Source organism: Jiangella anatolica, assembly GCF_003236295.1.
In the GTDB taxonomy this organism is placed as follows: Bacteria; Actinomycetota; Actinomycetes; order Jiangellales; family Jiangellaceae; genus Jiangella; species Jiangella anatolica.
Genome location: NZ_POTW01000203.1, coordinates 1 through 674, shown reverse-complemented (window position 1 = coordinate 674; position 674 = coordinate 1). Strand labels below are relative to the sequence as shown.

Sequence of the window (674 nt, the reverse complement as noted above, 5' to 3'; positions counted from 1 at the left end):
CCGACCCGCTGCGGATACCGGCCGGTCAACAACGCCGCCCGCGACGGCGTACACACCGCCGACGCCGCATACATGTGCCGCAGCACGATCCCCTCGGCCGCGACCGCATCCATCCGCGGCGTCCGCACGATCCGGTTCCCCATACAGCTCAAATCCCCATACCCCAGATCGTCCATCACGATCAACACGATGTTCGGCCGCCCGCTCATCGGGTCACCGATCCCGCGTCGAGGGTGCCGCTCGGAGCGACCACGGGTCCGGCCAGCGCGGGATCGTTGGTCTCGTCCATCCACTGCGTCAGCCGCGCCGCAAGGTCGGCCTTCACCGGCGCGTAGGAGGCATCGTCGGCGAGGTTGCGCTGCTGCCAGGGGTCCTCGTGCAGGTCGTAGAGCTCCTCACCCGGACGGGCCCGGAAGTGATCGGCGCCCAGGCCACGGCGCGACGGGCTGCGCTCGATGTCCCCGGACAACCTCGGCGGAGTGCCCGGCTGCAGGTTGCGGATGTAGGCGTACCGGTCGGTGCGGATGGCCCGGATCGGGTCGTACTGGTCGTGGTAGTTCTTCTCCGCGAACACCTCACCCCGCCGCGGCCCGGGTTCACCGCGCAGCACACCGGCGAAACTCTGCCCCTGCACGAACGCCGGAACCTCACCCCCGGCCAACTCCAACAGCGTC

General features: G+C 69.7%; 1 protein-coding gene and 1 pseudogene. Both read right to left on the bottom strand.

Annotation, left to right across the window (positions count from 1 at the left end; translation table 11 throughout):
- Positions 1-209, bottom strand: a 209-nt coding sequence (locus C1I92_RS32980; RefSeq protein WP_146605390.1) for a sulfatase-like hydrolase/transferase, incomplete at its 3' end; no start/stop codon positions are given.
- Positions 206-674, bottom strand: a pseudogene (locus C1I92_RS32975) (sulfatase family protein); the annotation flags it as partial. The gene C1I92_RS32980 and the pseudogene C1I92_RS32975, both read right to left, overlap by 4 nt.